This is a genomic window from Kitasatospora sp. NPDC097605 (assembly GCF_040302725.1).
Taxonomy (GTDB): Bacteria; Actinomycetota; Actinomycetes; order Streptomycetales; family Streptomycetaceae; genus Kitasatospora.
Window position 1 is genome coordinate 22430 of sequence record NZ_JBEOSF010000022.1, and the last position, 18649, is coordinate 41078.

General features: G+C 76.0%; 20 protein-coding genes and 1 pseudogene. 10 read left to right on the forward strand and 11 right to left on the reverse strand.

Annotated elements, in window-relative coordinates:
- Nucleotide 1: 1 nt before the first annotated feature.
- The gene (locus ABTX81_RS23945) at nucleotides 2-448 is read right to left on the reverse strand and encodes a MarR family transcriptional regulator (protein ID WP_350549012.1); all 447 of its coding nucleotides are present in this window, start codon (nucleotides 446-448) and stop codon (nucleotides 2-4) included.
- A 116-nt stretch (nucleotides 449-564) separates the two neighbouring features.
- Between ABTX81_RS23945 and ABTX81_RS23950 the strand changes: the two genes are divergently transcribed.
- A complete protein-coding gene (locus ABTX81_RS23950) occupies nucleotides 565-1410 on the forward strand; it encodes an alpha/beta fold hydrolase (protein ID WP_350549014.1) in 846 nt (281 codons plus the stop codon).
- A 68-nt stretch (nucleotides 1411-1478) separates the two neighbouring features.
- Complete coding sequence (locus ABTX81_RS23955) at nucleotides 1479-2273, forward strand: SDR family oxidoreductase (protein WP_350549016.1); 795 nt, start codon at nucleotides 1479-1481, stop codon at nucleotides 2271-2273.
- 31 nt (nucleotides 2274-2304) lie between these two features.
- On the opposite strand, the gene ABTX81_RS23960 is transcribed toward ABTX81_RS23955, so the two are convergent.
- Nucleotides 2305-2931 (reverse strand): class I SAM-dependent methyltransferase, encoded by a 627-nt coding sequence (locus ABTX81_RS23960; protein WP_350549018.1) that lies wholly within the window; start codon nucleotides 2929-2931, stop codon nucleotides 2305-2307.
- Nucleotides 2932-3097: 166 nt separating this feature from the next.
- Nucleotides 3098-3337, reverse strand: a complete 240-nt coding sequence (locus tag ABTX81_RS23965) for a hypothetical protein (protein WP_350549020.1) — start codon at nucleotides 3335-3337, stop codon at nucleotides 3098-3100.
- Between the two features lie 434 nt (nucleotides 3338-3771).
- Between ABTX81_RS23965 and ABTX81_RS23970 the strand changes: the two genes are divergently transcribed.
- Nucleotides 3772-4527: a hypothetical protein gene (locus tag ABTX81_RS23970; RefSeq protein WP_350549022.1), complete on the forward strand. Its 756-nt coding sequence runs from the start codon at nucleotides 3772-3774 to the stop codon at nucleotides 4525-4527.
- On the opposite strand, the gene ABTX81_RS23975 is transcribed toward ABTX81_RS23970, so the two are convergent.
- A complete protein-coding gene (locus tag ABTX81_RS23975) occupies nucleotides 4518-4850 on the reverse strand; it encodes a hypothetical protein (RefSeq protein WP_350549024.1) in 333 nt (110 codons plus the stop codon). The two genes, ABTX81_RS23970 and ABTX81_RS23975, sit on opposite strands and share 10 nt — an antisense overlap.
- Nucleotides 4851-5036: 186 nt before the next feature.
- On the opposite strand from ABTX81_RS23975, the gene ABTX81_RS23980 reads away from it, so the two are divergent.
- Nucleotides 5037-5309, forward strand: coding sequence for an NUDIX hydrolase (locus tag ABTX81_RS23980; RefSeq protein WP_350549026.1), 273 nt, complete (start codon nucleotides 5037-5039; stop codon nucleotides 5307-5309).
- 88 nt (nucleotides 5310-5397) lie between these two features.
- Here ABTX81_RS23980 and ABTX81_RS23985 read toward each other — a convergent pair whose 3' ends face one another.
- A complete protein-coding gene (locus ABTX81_RS23985) occupies nucleotides 5398-5892 on the reverse strand; it encodes a GNAT family N-acetyltransferase (RefSeq protein WP_350549218.1) in 495 nt (164 codons plus the stop codon).
- Nucleotides 5893-6293: 401 nt separating this feature from the next.
- On the opposite strand from ABTX81_RS23985, the gene aroA reads away from it, so the two are divergent.
- The 3 genes from aroA (at nucleotide 6294) to ABTX81_RS39715 (ending at nucleotide 9328) form a co-directional block, all read left to right on the forward strand.
- Nucleotides 6294-7538, forward strand: a complete 1245-nt coding sequence (aroA, locus tag ABTX81_RS23990) for a 3-phosphoshikimate 1-carboxyvinyltransferase (protein WP_350549028.1) — start codon at nucleotides 6294-6296, stop codon at nucleotides 7536-7538.
- Between the two features lie 342 nt (nucleotides 7539-7880).
- Nucleotides 7881-8816, forward strand: coding sequence for a lysozyme (locus tag ABTX81_RS23995; RefSeq protein WP_350549030.1), 936 nt, complete (start codon nucleotides 7881-7883; stop codon nucleotides 8814-8816).
- Nucleotides 8817-9193: 377 nt separating this feature from the next.
- On the forward strand, nucleotides 9194-9328 hold the full coding sequence (locus tag ABTX81_RS39715; protein ID WP_502892835.1) for a hypothetical protein: 135 nt from the start codon (nucleotides 9194-9196) through the stop codon (nucleotides 9326-9328).
- A gap of 138 nt (nucleotides 9329-9466) precedes the next feature.
- Here ABTX81_RS39715 and ABTX81_RS24005 read toward each other — a convergent pair whose 3' ends face one another.
- Entirely contained in the window at nucleotides 9467-10420 is a 954-nt protein-coding gene (locus ABTX81_RS24005) for a GNAT family N-acetyltransferase (protein WP_350549032.1), read from the reverse strand.
- A 146-nt stretch (nucleotides 10421-10566) separates the two neighbouring features.
- Between ABTX81_RS24005 and ABTX81_RS24010 the strand changes: the two genes are divergently transcribed.
- Complete coding sequence (locus ABTX81_RS24010; protein ID WP_350549034.1) at nucleotides 10567-11886, forward strand: BTAD domain-containing putative transcriptional regulator; 1320 nt, start codon at nucleotides 10567-10569, stop codon at nucleotides 11884-11886.
- 173 nt (nucleotides 11887-12059) lie between these two features.
- Complete coding sequence (locus tag ABTX81_RS24015; RefSeq protein WP_350549036.1) at nucleotides 12060-14012, forward strand: hypothetical protein; 1953 nt, start codon at nucleotides 12060-12062, stop codon at nucleotides 14010-14012.
- Here ABTX81_RS24015 and ABTX81_RS24020 read toward each other — a convergent pair.
- The 4 genes and pseudogenes from ABTX81_RS24020 to ABTX81_RS24035 form a co-directional block, all read right to left on the reverse strand.
- The gene (locus ABTX81_RS24020; protein WP_350549220.1) at nucleotides 13987-14664 is read right to left on the reverse strand and encodes a TetR family transcriptional regulator; all 678 of its coding nucleotides are present in this window, start codon (nucleotides 14662-14664) and stop codon (nucleotides 13987-13989) included. The genes ABTX81_RS24015 and ABTX81_RS24020 overlap by 26 nt on opposite strands.
- Before the next feature lie 80 nt (nucleotides 14665-14744).
- Nucleotides 14745-15002: an HAD hydrolase family protein gene (locus ABTX81_RS39720; protein ID WP_502892838.1), complete on the reverse strand. Its 258-nt coding sequence runs from the start codon at nucleotides 15000-15002 to the stop codon at nucleotides 14745-14747.
- A gap of 91 nt (nucleotides 15003-15093) precedes the next feature.
- Nucleotides 15094-15387, reverse strand: a pseudogene (locus tag ABTX81_RS24030) (haloacid dehalogenase-like hydrolase); the annotation flags it as partial.
- 65 nt (nucleotides 15388-15452) lie between these two features.
- Complete coding sequence (locus tag ABTX81_RS24035) at nucleotides 15453-16574, reverse strand: acyl-CoA dehydrogenase family protein (RefSeq protein ID WP_350549038.1); 1122 nt, start codon at nucleotides 16572-16574, stop codon at nucleotides 15453-15455.
- 257 nt (nucleotides 16575-16831) lie between these two features.
- Here ABTX81_RS24035 and ABTX81_RS24040 point away from each other — a divergent pair, with 257 nt between their 5' ends.
- Nucleotides 16832-17482 carry a ScbR family autoregulator-binding transcription factor gene (locus ABTX81_RS24040; protein ID WP_350549040.1) on the forward strand — a complete coding sequence of 217 codons (651 nt, stop codon included), beginning with the start codon at nucleotides 16832-16834 and terminating at the stop codon, nucleotides 17480-17482.
- Here ABTX81_RS24040 and ABTX81_RS24045 read toward each other — a convergent pair.
- Nucleotides 17476-18639: an MFS transporter gene (locus ABTX81_RS24045; protein WP_350549042.1), complete on the reverse strand. Its 1164-nt coding sequence runs from the start codon at nucleotides 18637-18639 to the stop codon at nucleotides 17476-17478. The two genes, ABTX81_RS24040 and ABTX81_RS24045, sit on opposite strands and share 7 nt — an antisense overlap.
- Between the last annotated feature and the right edge of the window lie 10 nt (nucleotides 18640-18649).

Consider the following 18649-nt stretch of genomic DNA (forward strand, 5'->3'; position numbering starts at 1 on the left):
GTCAGCGGGCGGGGCCGAGGTGGTGGGCCAGGGTGGCGAGGGCTTCGGTGACGGTGTGGAGGGTGGCCGGGGTCGGCGGGGTGCCGTTCGGGGTGGTGAGGGCGGCGGCGAGGGCGGTGTCGATGGTGGTGGTGCGGACTTCGGTGACGCGGGAGGACGGTTCGGGGGCGGGGTGGATGAGGCGGCGGCGGCGGTCGGCGGGGTCGGGGTCGGTGGTGACCGACCCCGCCTCCGTCAGCCGTGCGACGGCGGTGGACACCTGGCTCTGCGGCAGTCCGGTGCGGGCGGCGATCTCGCCGACGGTGGTGCCCGGGTTGGCGACGATCTCGCCGAGGGTGACCAGCACCGCGCGGACCGAGCCGCGCGCACCGGCGGCCGGCTCGGGCATGGCCTGTTCGCCGATCTTCATCAGCGTGCGCCCCAGGAGGAACAGCTCGACTCCGTTCATGCCCGCCAGAATACATCTCGATAGATGCATCGAGATTGATACATCTATTTCGATGCTCTATGGTCGTCCTCGTACCGGCCGAGCGCCGGTCGCCACGACCGAGGGGGAACACCACCATGAAGCTCACCGTCCCGGGCGCGAAGCTGCACTACCAGGTCACCGGCAGCGGCCCGGTCCTGCTCCTCGCCCAGAGCGGCGAGGGCGACGCCGACCGCACGGTCGACCTCGTCCCGCACCTGGCCGACGCCTTCACCGTGGTCACCTACGACCGCCGCGGACTGTCGCGCAGCACGCTCGACGACCCGGCGCGCCCCGTCACCATGGCCGACCACGCCGACGACGTCGCCCGGCTGCTCGCCGGGATCACCGAGACCACGGGGGCCGCGGACGCCGGCGAGGCCCTGATGGCCGGTTTCAGCATGGGCGCGGCGATCGGTCTGCACGCGCTGGTCCGCCACCCGGGCCTGCTCGGCACGCTGATCGCGCACGAGCCCGTGATGCCGAACCTGCTGCCCCCGGCGGACCGTGCCGAGCACATCACCGAGTTGCGCGCCATCCAGGAGGCGCACGCGGCGGGCGGCGCGGCGGCGGCCTTCCCGGCGATCGCCCGGCACCTGGGCATCGACCCCCGGCACGACCGCACCGAGGAGGGCCTCACTCCACAGCCGCTGACCCCCCGCCGGCTGGCCAACTTCGACTTCTTCATCGGCACGGAGTTCACCGCGATCACCACGGACGGCCTCGGCCCGGCCGAGTTGGCGGCGGCCGCGGCCCGCTCCGGCACCCGGATCCTCCCGGCGACGGGCCGCACGACCCGCCCGACCGTGCACACGCACCGCTGCGCGCTGGCGCTGGCCGGGCTGCTCGGGACGGCAGCGATCGACTTCCCCGGCGGGCACAACGGCAACACCGCCTTCCCCCGGGCCACCGCGCAGGCCCTGACGGCCGCCCTCGGTCGATGACGGAAAGCAATGGGCTTGCGACGTAAAGGATTTGACGTCGCACCGTACAAGAAGGACGATCGCTCCCCATGACGATCGCCCACGAACCCCCGCACTCCCCCGCCCCCGCCTCCCGGCCCGTGGCGCTGGTCACCGGCGTCGGGCGGACGGTCGGGATCGGCGCCGGCATCGCGTGCCGGCTCGCCGAATCCGGCTGGGACGTCGCCTTCACCTACTGGACCCCCTACGACCACCGGATGGCCTGGGGCGCCGAACCGGGCGCCGCCGAGGCCGTCGCGCGGGCGCTCGCCGACCGGGGTGCGGCGAGCGCGGGCGTGGACGCCGACCTCACCGAACCGGACGCTCCGGCCCGGGTGTTCGACGAGGTGGAACGGCGGCTCGGCGGTGTGACGGCCCTGGTGCTGGGCCACTGCGAGTCGGTCGACTCCGGCCTCCTCGACACCACCGTCGAGAGCTTCGACCGCCACTTCGCGGTCAACGCGCGGGCGGGCTGGCTGCTGATCCGGGAGTACGGGTGCCGGTTCGCCGGACCCGCCGGCGACGGGCGGGTCGTCGCGCTCACCAGCGACCACACCGCGGGCAACCTGCCCTACGGGGCGAGCAAGGGGGCGCTCGACCGGATCACCCTCGCGGCGGCGCGCGAACTGGCCTACCTCGGAGTGACCGCCAATGTGGTCAACCCGGGCCCGGTGGACACGGGCTGGATGACCGACGAGGTGCGCACGGACGTCCTCGGCCGCACCCCGCTCGGCCGCCTCGGCACCCCGCAGGACACCGCGAACCTGGTCGCCTTCCTCTGCTCCCCGCGGGGCCAGTGGATCAACGGCCAGCTGCTGACGAGCAACGGCGGCTTCGCCGGCTGACGGACCGGCCGCCCGGCGCCGCGACGGGCGTTCAGGAGTGGTCGGCGCCCGAGAGGACCAGGACGGTCCAGAGGACGTCGGTACGGCCGTGGAGGTCGGGGCGTTCGGTGTGCAGCAGCGGGTGCAGGCCATGCGGGCGGGCGAGGTCGAGGGCTTCGGCGGCCGGGGCGTCGTACATCCGGCGGCCCGGCGGGACGGGGCCGTGGCGCAGCGAGAGGAAGAGCCGCCCGGCGGGGGCGAGCAGGCCGGCGAGGACGGCCATGGCGGACGGGCGCTCGTCGGGGGGCAGGTGCATCCAGACGGCGGTCAGCAGGACGACGTCGAAGCGTTCGCCCGCCGCGCCGAGGCGGGGCAGGGCGGGCAGGGCGTCGTCGACCCAGCGGACGCCGCTGCCGGCGTGCAGCCGCTCGCCGATCCAGCGCAGCTCGGCGGTGGGTTCGGCGGCGACCACGCGGTGGCCGAGGGCGGCCAGCGCGGCGGCGTCGCGTCCGCTGCCCGCGCCGATGTCGAGGACGTCGGCGGGCCGGGGCGGGAACAGGTGCAGGGCCTCGCGGTGGACCTCGGCGAAGGTGACGGCCTCGTACTGCGCCGCCAGCCGTTCGGCCTCCTCGCCGTAGCCGGCGGTGCCCGCCGGCCCGTCCGTCCGCGCTTCCCCCACGACCGCTCCCCCTTCGCCGTCCGGACGGCCCGCCCGTCGGCCACCCGGCGTCGACCACCCGGCATCGGCCACCCGGCGTCGACCGCGACCGTCGGCACCGCAGGGCCGTCGAGGGGCCGTCAAGGGGCCGCGTCAACCGTACCCCGGATGGCCGTCACGCTTGCGGTCAGGCCTCGCCCGGGTGCCAGGCGGGCCATTCCCAGGGGCGGTCCGCCCAGTGGACCTGGACCGGGTCGCGGGGGTCGAGGTCCGGGAACAGCTGGTGGATCCGCGGTTCGAACTCCTCCGGGCCGAGCGGCTCCCAGCCGTGGCCCTCGAAGTGGACCAGCCGGTAGCGGCTGTCGGTGCGGAACTCGGCGACCTTGACCTGGGGGTTCGCCGCGCCGGACGGGCTGTTGGTTTCCATGCCCCCAGCATGTGGCGGACCTCCGGGGAGCGCACCCGGGGACCGGCAGGCAGCGTACGGGCCGGGGGCGCGAGGCGGGCCGGGCGCGCCCCGGGGACCACTTCCGGGTCATGTCCCGCCGTCGGCGCGCTCGTTGAGTACGGCGAGCGGGGGCCCTCGGCGGCGCCGCGGCGGCCCCGTTCCCGTACGACCGGGCGTCCGCGACGGGGCGAGCCGCCGGGAGCCGGAGCAGGCGATGGCAGGAGGACGAGGACATGAGCGGGCAATCGGCAGACGGCGGGACACCGGTGAACGGCGGTCCGCCGCCGCGCGGTCCGGTGGTGGGCGGGCCGCTCTCGGGCGGACCGGGATCGGGCGGCGGGCCCGGACCGGGCGGAGGGCCGCACCCGGGCGGAGGGCCGGCGGGCAGACAGCGGCCGACGGGCGCGGGTCCCGTGAAGCCCTCGGGCACCGTGCAGTGGCAGTGGCCGGCGCACGCGTGGCAGCCGCCGCCGGTACCGGCGCCGCCCAGCACACCGCCGGGTGAGCCGCCGGCCTGGGAGGCGTTGGCGGCGGCCGCCGAGACCGCCCGGCGGCGGCGGCGCCGGATGTGGGTGGGAGGCTCGGCCGGGATCGTCGCCGGGCTGGCGGCGGTGCTGGCGATGTGCGGGCCCGGACCGGGCGAGGAGTCGTCCGGGGTGACGGCCTTCCCGGGACCGTCCACGGCCCCGCCGCTCCCACCGTCCCCGGTGGCCTCGCCGGCGGCCGACCGGCTGCCGGTGCCGGCGCCGTCCCCGCTGCCGCCGCCGACGACGACGAGCGGTGAGGGCGTGCAGCCCACCGCCACGAGCCCGGCGGGTACCGCGGGTACGAGCGGTCAGGCCGGTACCGCGGACACCCTGGACCAGGCGCCGTTGGGCGCCACCGCCCGGTCGGACGCCGGGGAGCGCTCCGCGTCCCCGCGGCCCAAGGCGAGCCGTTCACCGCGGCCGGCGCCCACCCGGACGGCGGGCGCATCGGCCGGCGCCCCCGCTCCGGGTTCCGCGCCGGCGCCCGGCGCCGCCTCCGCGCCCTCCGCCGCCGTGAGCGCCCCTCCCGCGGGCGCGGTACCGGGGGCGGACCCGGGCACGATCTGCGACCAGGCGGAACGGTTCGGCCGGTGGGCGGCCGGCTCCGAGCAGGCCCGTCTCTGCCGCAGCATCTACGGCTGAACGGGCGCCTCCGGTGGACCGGCGGCGGCCGCGGCCTCCAACAGCGGCCAGCCGTCGACCCGCCCCTCCCGCCGCTCGCCCGGCCGCCACGCCCCGTGTGCCAGGGCCGCGTCGAGCAGGGCCCGTACGGCGCCCGGTTCGTGCGGGTTCAGCGTGGCGCCGTGCACCAACCCCACGTCACCGGAGCCCAGCGGGAAGCCGCCCGGGACGAACCGGCCCGGGCCCTCGGCGAAGACGATGCGCAGCGGTCCGCCGGAGCCGGCGGGCGACGGGTGCGGCGTGAGGATCTGGTGGCACGCGCGGGGCCGGTCGCGGCCGGGCACGCGGTGGCCGTGCCGGAGCGTCCACAGGTACGCGCGGCCGTCGGCGACCGGTCGGCGGGGCTTGTCCGGGCGGCGGGGCCCGTCGCCGAGCCTGCGCGGCGCGGCCCCGCGCCGAACCCGCGGTCGCACCGCCCCGCGCAGAAGCCGCGCGGACCCGTAGGACCGGCGGATGGAACAATCTCGATCATGTTCGAGCACGCACCACAGGCCGGTCCCGTGCCGCTCACCGTCGTGGCCGCCGCCGTGATCGAGGCGGTCGCTGCGCTGGAGGGCGTGCCGATGCGGATGACCGTGTTCGAGGCCGGGCTGGACGGCACGCCCGCGCCCGCCGCCGAACTCGCCGACCTGCGCTGGACGGACGGCCTCGACCCGGTCCTGCGGCCGGCCCCCGCCGTCCGCGACCACCTGCTCCCGCTGCTGCGCGAGCGCGGTCTGCTGCCCCGGCCGGCCCGCGGCTGACACCCGGCCCGCACCCGGCGGGCCTCCCCGCCGGGTGCGGGCCCGATGGTGCGCCACGTCACCGCTCACACCACCGCTCACACCACCGCTACCGTGCGGCAAGCACCTTGGTCAGCTTCTCGAACCGCAGGTCGGGACGGAGCGGGATGCCGAAGCGCTCGTCGCCGTACGGGAACGGCGAGTAGTCGCCGGTGCGCCGGAAACCGCGCCGCTCGTACCAGGCGATCAGCTCGGCGCGCTGCTCGATCACGGTCATCTCCATCTCCGCCACGCCCCACTCCTCGGCCGCGTACCGCTCGGCGCGCGCGAGCACGGCCCGCCCGAGGCCGCCGCCCTGGCGGCCGGGGCGCACCGAGAACATCCCGAAGTAGGCGCGCTCGCCCCGGCGTTCCAGCTGGCAGCAGGCCAGCAGTTCGCCGTCCAGCTCGGCGAGCAGCACCACGCCGTCGGGGTGGGTGACGGCCGCGGTGACGCCCTCGGTGTCGGTGCGCTGGCCCTCCAGCAGGTCGGCCTCGGTGGTCCAGCCGGCCCGGCTGGCGTCGCCCCGGTAGGCGGACTCGACCAGGTCGAGCAGGGCGGGCACATCGGCGGTCGTCGCGGTGCGGAAGCCGAGCCGCTCGGTGGCGACGGCCTCGGTGGCGGCGGCCTCGGCGGCGACGGCCTGGGCGACAACAGCCTCGGCGGCCGCTCGGGTGCTGCTCTCGGTCACGGGGGCCTCTTCTCGGGCGGGCCCGGACACTGGCCCGGGCGGGCGGGTTTCGGCGGCCGTCGGGGGCCGGTCCCTGGCATCGTGCCACAGCCACCCTGGCCCCCGACCTGCCCGGACGCACCGCACCCCGCCACCTCCCGTCCGCACCCGCCGTCTCGGTCAGGCGTCCAACAGCCGGACGGCTCCCCCGGCCGCCGGACCGCCTCCGGCAGGATGGCCGCGACGGCCCGCCCGTCCCGCCCGCCCCAATCCGTCCCGCCCATCCCGGAGGCACCATGACGACCGTCGAGATCCCCGGCTCCAAGTCGGTGACCGCGCGGGCGCTGTTCCTCGCCGCCGCGGCCGACGGCACCACCACCCTGCTCCGGCCGCTGCGCTCCGACGACACCGAGGGCTTCGCCGAGGGGCTGGACGCGCTCGGCTACGCGCTCACCCGCGAGCCGGACCGGTGGACGGTCGAGGGCCGCCCGCAGGGCCCGGCCCACGACGCCGAGGTGTACTGCCGCGACGGCGCGACCACCGGCCGCTTCCTGCCCGTGCTCGCCGCGGCCGGCCGCGGCTCCTTCCGCTTCGACGCCTCCGCCCAGCTGCGCCGGCGCCCGCTCGGCCCGCTGACCGAGGCGCTGCGCGCCCTCGGCGTCGACCTGCGGCACGAGGAGGCCGAGGGCCACCACCCGCTGCGGATCGCCGCCGACGGGGTCCGCGGCGGCGAACTGAGCCTGGACGCGAGCCTGTCCTCGCAGTACCTCACCGCGCTGCTGCTGCTCGGCCCGCTCACCGACCAGGGCCTGCGGATCACCGTGACCGACCTGGTCTCGGCGCCGTACGTGGAGATCACCGTCGCCATGATGCGGTCCTTCGGCGCCACCGTGACGCGCACCGGCCGGGTCTTCGAGGTCGCGCCCGGCGGCTACCGCGCCACCACCTACCCGATCGAGCCGGACGCCTCCACGGCGAGCTACTTCTTCGCTGCCGCCGCGCTCACCGGCCGGGAGCTGACCGTCCCGGGGCTGGGCCGGGACGCGCTCCAGGGCGACCTGCGGTTCGTCGATGTGCTGGCCAGGATGGGCGCGCGGGTGGAGATCGGCACGGACCGGGTCACCGTCGAGGGCCCCCGGGACGGCCGGCTGTCGGGCCTCACCGTCGACATGCGCGACATCTCCGACACCATGCCGACGCTCGCCGCCCTCGCCCCGTTCGCCGACGGTCCGGTGCGGATCGAGAACGTCGCCAACACCCGGATCAAGGAGTGCGACCGGCTGGACGCCTGCGCCGGGAACCTCCGCCGGCTCGGCATCGACGTCGCCACCGGCCACGACTGGATCGAGATCCGGCCGGGCACCCCGCGCGGCACCGGACTCGCCTCCCACGGCGACCACCGGATGGTGATGTCGTTCTCCGTCACGGCGCTGCGCACGCCCGGCATCACCTTCGACGACCCCGGCTGCGTGCGGAAGACCTTCCCCGCCTTCCACGAGGTGTTCGGGCGGCTGCGCGAAGAGTGGGCGACCACCGGCTGACCGCGACGGAAAGACCCGGCGCCGGCGGGGGCGCCCGCCCACACTCCCGAGCCCCCGACCCGCCCCCGGTCCCGCGCCCGCGCACCCGGCCCGCCCCGGCCGCGTCCGCCCAGGTGGGCGGCGCTCCGCGCGGGCCGGGCGGACGCCGGGGCGGGCGGGTCCGGCGTACGACGGGGAGCCGAAAGGTGGGGACCATCGCCATGTGACGTCCGTTCAGGATGTGGCCACCGATGCCTAGCGGGCTGGCGCGTACATGGCTACCCTGCTCCAGCCGGTTGCCGTCACCGGCGCACCGGCTGTCCGCGAATCCCACGGGTCGTCACCACGGACCAGAGGAGTGTCATGCCCAGCACTTCCCGCTCCGCCAGCCCCACCGGCAGCAGCACCAAGCAGGGGAACCGCCGGCTCCCCGCGTTCGCCGCCCTCACCGCCGCGGTCGCCCTGGCCGTCGGCGTCGCCGCCCCGGCGTACGCGGCCGAGCCCGCGCCCGGCACCGCGTCCCCCTCCGACGCGGCCGCCGCCGACAACTCCGCCGCCCAGCGCGGCGGTCAGCTGCCGCCGATCCACCCCGAGCTCGACTTCGCCGGCTCCACCGTCGCCGCCCACGAGGGTCGCGAGCCCGGCGCCGCCCCCGCCGCGGCCCTCGCCGTCACCCAGACCCCCGGCCTCGACGTCTCCAGCTACCAGGGCAACGTCGCCTGGGCCACGGTGCGCGCCAACGGTGCCCGCTTCGCCTACGTCAAGGCGACCGAGGGCACCACGTACACCAACCCGTACTTCACCCAGCAGTACAACGGCTCCTACAACGCCGGCCTGATCCGCGGGGCGTACCACTTCGCCCTGCCGGACCGCTCCTCCGGCACCGCCCAGGCCAACTGGTTCGTCGACCACGGAGGCGGCTGGTCGAAGGACGGCAAGACCCTCCCGCCCGCGCTCGACATCGAGTACAACCCCTACGGCGCCACCTGCTACGGCCTCAGCCAGAGCGCCATGGTGAGCTGGATCCGCTCCTTCAGCAACACCGTCCACTCCCGCACCGGCCGCTACCCCACCATCTACACCACCACCAACTGGTGGACCACCTGCACCGGCAACAACGCCTCGTTCGGTGCCACCAACCCGCTCTGGATCGCCCGTTACGCCTCCGCCGTCGGCACCCTCCCGGCCGGCTGGAGCTACCAGACGATCTGGCAGCACGCCGACTCCGGCACGTTCCCGGGCGACCAGAACCTCTTCAACGGCGCCTTCGACCGCATCCAGGCCCTCGCCAACGGCTGACCACCCGCCCGCCGCCCGGGCGGGCGGGCGCGGAAACGATTCCGCGCCCGCCCGGGCCCCCGGCACAGCCCGACGACAACGGGCCGACAGAACCGCGTGACGCCCCATCTGTTCACTCATCGCCTCGTTGAGTAGGCCGTGGGGAGGAGACCGCCGTGGTAGGCACCGAACAACCCTCGGGGCGGGATCGAGCTGACGGTCAGGGCCTGGCGAGCGGCAGGTGACGGGCACGACGGGCCCCCCGGAGGCTGGCCTCGGCGCTGGTGGCCGAGGGGGTTCTGACGTCGGACTGACTCCCCTCGTTCGAGGCCGTGCCCCGCGAGTTGTTCGTCCCGGATCGGATCCGGCCGGGCGACGGGCTCGGCACGACCCCAACCATGGTGGTCCCGATGCTCAGGGACCTGGACGTCCGTCCGGGTGCCAGGGTCCTGGAGATCGGCACGGGCACGGGGTGGAACGCGGGTCTCCTGGCCCACCGCCTGGGCGGCGCCGACGTGGTGTCCGTCGAGTAGGACGCGGACGTCGCGCGCCGCGCCCGGAAGAACCTGGAGAGCGCGGGACTGGCGGTCCCCGGCGGTCCTGACGGCTGGTCCCGACAGCCGGCCAGGGCGGGCGGGCGCGGAGTCGTCCCGTGCCCGCCCGTCCTCCGGTCAGAGCGGGAGGACCAGTTCCCAGGTGTCCACGGCGAAGTCCACCGTCATCCCGTGGCGCTCGTAGAGGGCGAGGGCTCCGGTGGGGTTGGCGGTGTCGACGCCGAGGGCGACGCGGGTGCGGCCCAGGGTGGCGTAGTGGGCGAAGAAATGGCGCAGCAGGTGGCCGCCGAGGCCGCGGCCGCGGGCGGCGGGCAGGACGCCGATGCGGTCCGCCCACCCGTGGGCGGCGCGGTCGTCGCGGGTGCGCAGCACGGCCACGTCGCCGACGCCGTCCAGGGCGGCGATCCAGGTCAGCGACCAGTCGAGGCGCGCGCCGTCGATGTCCTGCCACCACTGCTCGAAGGTGCGCGGGCGGTGGTCGAAGTGCGAGGCGAAGGACTCCTCCTGGAGCCGGTGGGCGATGCGGCGGTCCTCCTCGCGGCGGCAGTCCCGCAGGGTGACGCCCGGCGGCGGCGCGGGGACGGGGTCGGTCCGCGTGTCGACCCGGCGCGCCATCACGTGGTAGCGGCGCACGCGGTCCCAGCCGCGCGGCCGGATCGCCCCGGTGTCGAGCGTGGGCCGGGTGTTCAGCAGCAGGTGGAGGACGGCCCGGGCGGCGCCGTTGGCCGCCGCGCGTTCCACCGCCCGGCGCTCCATCAGCGCGAACAGGTGCAGCGCGCCCGCCTGGTAGTCCGGGAGCACGTACTGGTCGAGGTCGATCCGCTCGCCGCCGGAGCGGTCCCGGACCAGGCCGTAGCCGACCAGGTGCTCCCCGTCCGCGAGCAGCCAGGAGTCGCGGCGCAGGTCGACTCCCGGGTGGGCGAGGTCCGCTTCGACCTCGTGCAGGTCGGTCTCGGCCCGGCCGATCTCCAGCAGGTCCACCCGGTTGAGCAGGTCGCGGACGGCCGGGGCGTCGTCCCGGGTGGCGGGCCGGACGGTGAGGCCGGCGGGCGGCAGGGGGGTGGCGGTCATCCTGGTGCTTCTCCTGGTCGGGGACGGCGGCCGGCGGGGGCCCTCCGGGCAGCCTGCCGGACCCGGCGTGCAGAGCGCGTGCAACCGGCGCGTACGCTGCAGCGATCACGGAGCGGGCGGGGCGGGCAGGACGGAGGGGGCGGCGGATGGCCGGTCGGGGCTGGCGGTTCGGCGTGCTCGGACCGCTCGCGGTGCGGTGCGACGGGCGGGCCCTGCCACTGGGCGGGGCCCGGCAGCGGACGGTGCTCGCCACGCTGCTGCTGGCGCACGGCCGGCCGGTCCCGCTGGCGGATCTCGTCGAGAGCGTCTGGAACGGCCGGGAGCCCGCCAGCGCGGTCAACACGGTGCAGAGCTACGTCTCCCGGCTGCGCGCCGTCCTCGCCGACGCGTCCGGGGGCGCCGACCCGGCCGCGCCCCGGCTGATCGGCACCGCCGGCGGCTACCGGCTCGACCTCGGCCCGGCCGACGGACCGGAAGGGGACGCGGAGGTCGTCGACGTCCGCCGTTTCGAGCGGCTGACGGCCGACGGCCGGGCGCGGCTCGCCGAGGGCGACGCGCACGGCGCGCGCACCCGGCTGGTCGAGGCGCTCGGACTGTGGCGCGGCCCGGCGCTCGCCGATCTGCGCGAGGTGCCCGGGCTCCAGGCCGAGGCCGTCCGCCTGGAGGAGCTCCGGCTGGCCGCCGTGGAGTCCGCGGCCGAGGCCGAACTCGCCTGCGGTCGCCCGGCTGCGGCCGTCGACCGCCTGTGGCGCACCGCCGCCGAGCACCCGCTGCGCGAAGGCCCGCAGGCCCTGCTGATGCGGGCGCTGTACCGCACCGGCCGGCAGGCGGAGGCGCTGGCGCTGTACGGCCGGACCAGGCGCCGGCTGGTCGACGAGCTCGGCGTCGAGCCGGGCGCCGGCCTCACCGCCGTCCACCGGGCCATCCTCCGCCAGGAGCCGCCCCCACCGGACCGCTCCGCCGTCACCGCGCCGGCCGCCGGGATGTCCCGCCGGCCGTTCGTCCCGCACCGCTTCGAGGTGCCCGAGCGGCTGGAGGGCCCGGGCTTCCTGCTGCGCCCGATCACCATCCGCGACCTCGCCCAGGACCACGCCCTGGTGACCGCCTCCCGGGACCAGCTCCGGGCTCAGTTCGGCCAGGCCTGGAACTGGCCCCCGCCGGACCTCACCGAGGACCAGGACCTCGTCCAGCTCGCCTGGCACCAGCACGAGTTCACCCGAAGGACGTCCTTCGCCCTGGCGGTGGTCGCACCGGCCGACGACCGCCTGCTCGGCTGCGTCCACCTCGACCCGCCGGGTGACCCCCGGCACGAGGCCGACCTGTTCTTCTGGACCGGCGCCGGCCCCGGCTCCGCCCTCGACCGCGCGCTGTCCACCACCCTCGACCACTGGGTCACCACCCATTGGCCCTGGCAGCACATCGCCCGCCCCGGCCGCACCGACCCCTGGCCCGCCCCGCCGGTGTGAGGGCGTGGCGGCGGTAGGCTCGTCAGTAGACGTCCTCGTGCGATCGAGACCCCAGAACGTGCCACGGGGGTGGTGATGCCGGGATGATCACGACCGTCTCCGGAGACCGCCTGGCGGGCGTCTTACGCGCCCCGCCGCCGGACGGCCGGTGCCATGACCTGAGCGGCCTCCGGGTGACCGGCTCCCTCGACCTCGCCCAGGCGAAGGTCGGGTATCCGGTCACGCTGACCGACTGCACCTTCGAGCGGATCGTGCTGACGGAGGCCGACTTCCCCCAGCTCCACCTGGTCCACTGCAAGGTCGGCGAGCCCGATCACTGGGCGGGTGAGCTGGAGGCGAGCCATCTCAGCATCACGGGCGGCGATCTCGAACTGACGCGGTTCCACGGCGTCGTCAATCTCGGTGGCGCCCACATCCGGGACGATCTCCACCTCGAAGGAGCCCGGCTGGCGGCCAAGGCCGGCGACACCTACGCGCTCAAGGCGACGAACCTGCGGCTCGGCGGCAACTTCTGCGGGAGTTCGACGAAGCAGGTGGCCCACGCGTCCGGCGGCCCGCGCCGCGCCCGGTTCAGAGCACGCGGGACGCTCCTGCTGGAGGACGCGCGCATCGACGGCTCGGTCTATCTCATCGACGCGGTGATCGGCCGCACGCGGAAGGAGCCGAAGTACGCCGTCTCCGCCGACGGCATGACCGTGGGCGGCTCGCTGTACGGGTCCAGACTGGAGGCTCACGGCCAGGTCAGGCTGGTCGGCGCCACCATCGGCGGTTCGTGCGAGTTCCGTGGCGCCAGGATCCACCGCGGTGACGAGCGGGCCCAGCCGCACGAGGGCGCCGTCATGATGGACCGCGCAGGCGTCGACGGCAGCCTCTTCTGCGACCGGGGGTTCGTCTGCACCGGGACGTTCCACGCGAAGGGCATGCGGGTGAGCACCACCGCGAACTTCAACGGCGCCACGATCATCGCCGGCGAGAAGTCCGGCGGCGCCGCGCTGCAGCTCGACCGCAGCGTGGTCGGCGGTGTGATCTCGATGGACCGGGGTGGCACGACCAGACGGACGGGCGACTACGCGAGACGCTACCGCCGGAGGATCGCCCCCGGGGAACCCGCCGACGGGAAGCTGCGCTTCTGGACCGAGGGCGCCGTCACGCTGACCGGCGCCAAGGTCGGCCTGGACGTCCACCTCGACATCACCGGTGTCCGTGGCGACGAGACCGCTCTCACCGGGTCCGGGAAGGAAGAGTCCGTCACGGTGGTCGCCGACCTCACCCGGCTGCAGACCACGATCCTCCGCCTCTCCGCCGAGCAGGGGCCCGCACGGCGGGCCCCTGACGGCGGGCTGGTCGACCTCACCCAGGCGAAACTGGTCGTGCTCTGGGACCAGAACACCGTCTGGCAGGGCCCTGGCCCCCCGGCACGGGGCGGCCTGTGCTACGTCCTCAAGGGCCTGCAGTACGACGCCGTGCACGCCAATGACGTCCCGTTCGGCCCCCGTCTGCGGTGGCTCGCCACCAGTGCCTGCTACGCGCGCTCGGGTCGCGCGACGGACCGCGAGATCGCGAGCTACACCGTCGGCGCACCTGCACCGCAGCCCTACGACCAGTTCGCCGCGGCCTACGGCGCGGCCGGACGGGACGACGATTCCCGAACCGTCCTGCTGAAGAAGAACGAGGAGATCGAACGCCACCGCCGGAAGGTGCCGCGCGACCACACGGGCCCCTGGTGGCAGAGGGCCAAGGACGTCGTCGTCGCCAAGCTCACCACCGTCTGGAACTTCTTCCAGCGTTACCTCATCGGTTACGGCTACCGCCCCCTGCGGGCACTGGTCTCGCTGCTGATCCTCTGGGGCATCGGCGTCATCGTGTTCTTCCTCGTCCCGCCCGACCCCTACGTCCGGCAGACCGTGATCACGGAGAAGGCGGCGGAACTCCCCCCGATGAACTGGGTCGAGCACTTCACCTATCCCGCCGATCTGCTCATCCCCCTGGTCGGGTTCGGCGAAAAGGACCGGTGGCACCCCGCGGACAGCGGGACCGCCTTCCTGGCCTCGGCGCTCGTCGTCGCCGGGTGGTTCCTCGGGGCGACGGTGCTGGTGAGCATCACGCGGGTGGTGCGGCGCCAGTGAGCGGGGCGGCCGTGAGCGGGGCGGCCGTGAGCGGGGTGCCGCGGGCGGCGCCGGTCAGGGCTTCCAGGAGGAGCCGCCAGGCCGCGTCGTAGGCGGCGGGGCCGGCGGCCTCCGGTGGGCCGAAGGCGACGTGCGGGGCGCCGTGCAGGACGGCCAGCAGCAGTTGGGCGACCAGCTCGGGTGGCCGGGACACCATGCCGCCCTCGCCCTGGGCGCGGCGGATCAGGGCGACCAGGCCGCGCTGGACGTCCTCGAAGATGTCGGGTGCCGCCGCGGCCGGCGGCCGGAAGGGGTGCGGCTTGGCCGGGTCGGGGATGTCGGTGGCCAGCCGGAGCGCCGCCCGCAGCCGGACGTCGGCCTTCAGCCGGTGCGCCAGGTCCAGGACCAGGCCCTCCAGGACGACGGCGGCCTCGGTACCCGGGACGTCGCGGGCCTGGCGCATCTCCTCCCAGACCGTGCGCGACTGCGACATCAGCGCACCGGCGAGCGCGCGTTTGGACGGGAAGTGCCCGTACAGCGCGCCCTTGGTCATCCCGGTGCGCTGCGCCACCGCGTTGAGGGTGGCCCGGCTGTAGCCCTGGGTGGAAAACTCCTCGGCCGCGGCGTCCAGCACCTTCTCCCTGGTCCGCCGCGCCCGCTCCTGCTTCATCATGTGCCCTCCCTGGGGAAGAACATACCTTTCTGAATGAATGTTCTCAGCGGCGGCCCCGCGCACGCCCGGTCCCCCGCGCATCAGACGGGATCCGATCGGTGACTGGCCGTCATCCCACCTGCGGTCCGCGGGCCGCGCCGGCCGCCGAGCACCGGCCGGCCCGCCCGGCCGGCCTCGGCGAGCAGGCCGGGCGAGCCGTTGACCACCACCGGGCGGCCGACGGCGCGCAGCATCGCGAGGTCGCTCTCGTGGTCCCCGCAGGCGAAGCACTCGGCCGCCCGCGCGCCCCGGGCGCGCACCACGGCGGCCACCGCGTCGGCCTTCGCCGGGCCGATCATCGGACGGTCCACCGCGCCGGTGAGCACTCCCCCCGGGCGACACCGTCTGCTCGGTGCACCAGACCTCGTCCGCCCCGAGGTCCTCGGCGACCGCCTCCGGCAGCGGGCGCAGCGAGCCGGACACCTGGGCCACCGGGTGCCCGAGGGCACGGTGGCGTGCGAGCGTCGCGAGGCCGGGGGCGACGAAGGCCTCCGGGCCGCGGCGGTACTCGGCGTACCAGGCACGGGCCGCCGAGCGCAGGACGGCGGCGGCCAGGCCGGCGAAGCCCCGGTAGTAGCGCCGGTTCAGCTCCTCGCGGGGGACACCGGGCGCGGTGAGGCCGAGGAGGCCGGGGCCGTCGTGCGGCGGCCTCCCGCGCTCCCAGGACGTCCGGAAGGCGAGCATCGCCTTGACCGCGAGCAGCGTCTCGTCCACGTCGAAGAAGGCGACCGGGGCCGGGCGGGTGCCGCTCACCCCGGGCCGCCCTCCGCGGCGGGGGCCGCCGCGAGGACCGTCTGCGCGTAGGCGCGCGCCGCGGCGTCGGCGTCGAGGGTGCGGTGCACCGCCACCGCGGCCGCGTCCCGCCAGGCGCGCTGCAGCACCGAGGCCGGGTCCTGCGCGCCGGTGCCGGCCGCGAGGAAGAGCATGTCCACCGCCTCCCGGCAGAGCACGGCGGCCGTGGTGGCGTCGCGCCGGTTCTCGGCCACCGCCAGGGCGGTCGGCTCGCCCCGGTCGGCCCGCCCGGCGGCGCTGTCCAGCAGCAGCCCGGCCATCCGGATCCTGGCGGACGCCCCGGCCAGCACGGTGTGCGCGGCCGGGTGCGGGACGGGCGCGCTCCGGGCCCCGGCGGTCCATTCGCGCAGTGCCGCGCGGGCGATGCCGAGCAGCGGGGCGGCGAAGACCAGCGCGGCGACCATCGGGTAGGGCACGGTGTGGCAGCGGGCGCCGCCCTCCTGCGGGGCGAGCAGCGTCTCCAGGACCAGCGTGCGGTGGCCGGGTACCCGGACCGCCTCGGCGGTCACCGAGGTGCTGCCGCTGGCGCGCAGGCCGGCGGAGTGCCAGGTGTCCAGGACCGTGAGCTCGGCCCTGGGCACGGCGAAGACCCGGTGCTCCGGGGCGGCGTCGCTGCCGGTCCAGGCGGCCAGCAGGATCCACTCGGCGTGGTCGGCCCCGCTCGCCAGCCGCCACTCGCCGTCCAACTTCCAGCCATCGCCCCGGCGTTCGGCCCGGCCCTGGGGCGGAACCACCGACGCAGCGATCCGCACGTCCGGTCCCTCCCCCCACAGCTCGCGCTGCCCCTCGGGCGGGAGGTAGGCGGCCAGCCGGCCGTGCGAGGCGTACAGCGCGGCGCACCAGGCCGCGCCCGCGCAGGATTCGGCGAGCCGCGCTACGGCGGTGACCAGGGCGCCGAACTCCCCGGCGGTGCCGCCCCAGCGGCGCGGTACGAAGTGGCGGGGGAAGTGCGCGCGCCGGATCCCGTCGGCGACCTCCTCGGTGAGCCGCCGTCCGGCCTCCGCCCGCGCGGCGTCCCGCCGGGCCAGGCCGGCCAGTTCGGTGACGGCGGGGCCGGCCGGGCTCGCGTGGTTCAGCATGCCCTCACCCGCCCGGCGCGGAGTCGTGACCGTTGCCGCGCGGACACAACCGATGACAGAACATTCATGACTTCTCCCTCCCCCGCGGTCGCGGAGGCCCCGGCGGGCCCGCTACATTGCGGTGCCCCGACCGGTGCGACGGCTCAGGAACATACCTTCTGGAAGGTTTACCGTCGAGCCGGAGTTTCCCGCCACTTCGTCCAGATCGCCCCGTCCGCCGCCGAGTTGACCGAACCCCAGCATCCCAGGAGCCGACCATGCCCGAGTCCGACCAGGCCACCCCGTTCCGGGTCCGGCCGATCACCACCCGGCGGGGCCCCGATCCCAAGCAGGACCGGTCGGCCCGCACCAAGCTCCTGGTGCTCACCGCGGCCGCCGAGCTGTTCGCGGCCCGGGGATTCCGCCACACCTCGGTGCAGGACGTGGCGGACCGGGTGGAGATGACCAAGGGCGCGGTGTACTTCCACTTCCCGACCAAGGAGGCCCTGGCGGTGGCCGTGGTCGAGGAGCACTACGCCCGCTGGCCGGTGCTGCTGTCGCAGGTCACCGCCGAGGGTCACGGGCCGCTGGAGACGGCGGTCCGCATGCTCGCGGGGGCCGCGATCGCCTTCCGGGACGACATCGTCGTCCAGGCGGGCGCCCGGCTGCAGATCGAACGCCCGCAGATCGACGCCGAGTTGCCGACGCCGTACGTGGACTGGACCCAGCTGCTGGCCACCCTGCTGGTGCGCGCCGAGGCGGCGGGCGAGCTGCACCCGAGGGTCGTCCCGCAGGCGGCGGCCCGCTCGCTGGTGGCCGCGTTCTTCGGCACCCAGCACATCTCGGACGTCCTGCACGAACGGGTGGACATCGCCGAACGCTGGGCGGAGACCGCCGAGTTGCTGTTCCGGGCGATCCGCGCTCAGTGAGCGGCCCCGGCCGGGGCGGGCGCCGCGCTCCGGGTGGTGGCCCAGGCCGTGGCCGCCGCCACCAGGGCCAGTCCGGTCGCCGCGAGCGGGAACCAGCGCCCGCCGACCAGGGCGATCGCGGCGCTGCCGGCCGCGCCGCCCGCGGCCGTGCCCAGGTAGAGGGCGCTGCTGTTGAGCGAGATCAGCAGCTGGGCGTTGGCCGGGTCCAGCGAGGCCAGCCGGTGCGGCAGCGCCACCGAGACCGCCCAGCCGGCCATCGGGGTGACCACCGCGTAGGCGAGCGCGCCGGGCATCGAGCGCCCCGCCCACGGGAGCGCGGCGAACGCGGCCGCCGCCACCGTGCTGGCGACCAGCAGCACCCGCCGCACGCCGACCCGGTCCACCAGGCGACCGCCCAGCCAGCTGCCCGCCACCGAGGCGACGCCCGAGACCAGCAGGATCAGGCTCAGCCGCTCGGCCCGGCCGCCGGTCGCCGGGGCGACGGCGGTGGCCAGGTAGATGTAGACGGACTGGAAGGCGAGGAAGAACACCAGGGTGGTGAAGGCGGCGGCGAGCACCGGCCGCTCGCGCAGCGGCGCCAGCCGGTCCCGCAGGCCGGGCGCGGCGGCGGGCACCGGCAGCTCGCGCAGCAGCAGCGCCAGGCCGGCCAGGGCGGCCGCGCTCAGCGCCGTCACCAGCCACATCGTCAGCCGCCAGTCGGTGCGCCCGACCCAGGTGCCGAGCGGCACGCCGAGCGCGGTGGCGACCGTCATGCCGCCGAGCACCGTGGCCAGCGCCCGGCCGCGCCGCTCGGGGGCGACCAGGGTGGTGGCGACCGCGTTGGCGGTCGGGGTGTAGAGCGCGGCGCCGGCGGCGGCCAGGACCCGGGTGGCCAGCAGCGTGCCGAACGAGGGGGCGAGCGCGCTGAGCGCGTTGGCGGCGCCGAACACGGTGAGCGCGGTGAGCAGCAGGCTGCGGCGCGGCCAGCGGGCGGTGAGGGCGGCGAGCGGCGGGGCGAGCAGTGCGTAGCCCAGGGCGAAGACGGTGACCAGCTGGCCGGCGGCGGTGACCGAGACGCCGAGGTCGTCGGCGACCGGGCCGAGGATGCCGGCCATGACCAGGGCGTCGGTGCCGACGGCGAAGGTGCCGAGGGCGAGCAGGAGCAGGCGGACGGGCACGTCGATCCCC

Coding starts and splice junctions, on each gene's coding strand:
- ABTX81_RS23980 (WP_350549026.1), top strand. CDS start 5,037: ATGTTCGAGCACGCACCACAGGCCGGTCCCGTGCCGCTCACCGTCGTG.
- ABTX81_RS24035 (WP_350549038.1), bottom strand. CDS start 16,574: ATGCTGAACCACGCGAGCCCGGCCGGCCCCGCCGTCACCGAACTGGCC.
- ABTX81_RS23965 (WP_350549020.1), bottom strand. CDS start 3,337: ATGGAAACCAACAGCCCGTCCGGCGCGGCGAACCCCCAGGTCAAGGTC.
- ABTX81_RS23950 (WP_350549014.1), top strand. CDS start 565: ATGAAGCTCACCGTCCCGGGCGCGAAGCTGCACTACCAGGTCACCGGC.
- ABTX81_RS24040 (WP_350549040.1), top strand. CDS start 16,832: ATGCCCGAGTCCGACCAGGCCACCCCGTTCCGGGTCCGGCCGATCACC.
- ABTX81_RS24020 (WP_350549220.1), bottom strand. CDS start 14,664: ATGATGAAGCAGGAGCGGGCGCGGCGGACCAGGGAGAAGGTGCTGGAC.
- ABTX81_RS23995 (WP_350549030.1), top strand. CDS start 7,881: ATGCCCAGCACTTCCCGCTCCGCCAGCCCCACCGGCAGCAGCACCAAG.
- ABTX81_RS39715 (WP_502892835.1), top strand. CDS start 9,194: ATGGTGGTCCCGATGCTCAGGGACCTGGACGTCCGTCCGGGTGCCAGG.
- ABTX81_RS23955 (WP_350549016.1), top strand. CDS start 1,479: ATGACGATCGCCCACGAACCCCCGCACTCCCCCGCCCCCGCCTCCCGG.
- ABTX81_RS24005 (WP_350549032.1), bottom strand. CDS start 10,420: ATGACCGCCACCCCCCTGCCGCCCGCCGGCCTCACCGTCCGGCCCGCC.
- ABTX81_RS23945 (WP_350549012.1), bottom strand. CDS start 448: ATGAACGGAGTCGAGCTGTTCCTCCTGGGGCGCACGCTGATGAAGATC.
- ABTX81_RS24010 (WP_350549034.1), top strand. CDS start 10,567: ATGGCCGGTCGGGGCTGGCGGTTCGGCGTGCTCGGACCGCTCGCGGTG.
- ABTX81_RS39720 (WP_502892838.1), bottom strand. CDS start 15,002: ATGATCGGCCCGGCGAAGGCCGACGCGGTGGCCGCCGTGGTGCGCGCC.
- aroA (WP_350549028.1), top strand. CDS start 6,294: ATGACGACCGTCGAGATCCCCGGCTCCAAGTCGGTGACCGCGCGGGCG.